The organism is Flagellimonas flava, from assembly GCF_050617915.1.
GTDB classification, from domain to species: domain Bacteria; phylum Bacteroidota; class Bacteroidia; order Flavobacteriales; family Flavobacteriaceae; genus Flagellimonas; species Flagellimonas flava_A.
The window spans coordinates 1-307 of record NZ_JBODQE010000036.1 but is presented as its reverse complement, the minus strand read 5'-3'; the positions used below and the strand labels follow the sequence as shown (position 1 = coordinate 307).

1 protein-coding gene is annotated in these 307 nt (G+C 43.6%); it reads left to right on the top strand.

All coding sequences use genetic code 11. The annotated features are described in order from the left end of the window. Positions 1-239, top strand: a 239-nt coding sequence (locus ACRHOZ_RS20880; protein WP_431130188.1) for a DUF2652 domain-containing protein, incomplete at its 5' end; no start/stop codon positions are given. Positions 240-307 lie beyond the last annotated feature (68 nt).

The following is a 307-nucleotide window of genomic DNA, read 5'->3' as shown; positions in this document are numbered from 1 at the left end:
AGAAAAATAGGGTTTGCCCTTGCAACGCTTGCGCCACGTCTCCCAATCTACAGCTCAAGATCATTGCCCACAGTGGACATCTACAGCATATTGTAGTACAGGGTACCCGAAAACCCTTTGGAGAACAAGTCATTGAAGCCCATAGATTACTAAATAATTCTGTGGACAGTGATAACTATGCGCTGATAAGTCGGAAATTGCCGCTGGACATCATGTTGTCCCCATATTATTCCAGCTAGATGTTCAGGTTTAGACAAGGCTCTGACGTCTATGGCGAGAAAGAAGTGGAATATATCTATTCCTTGAT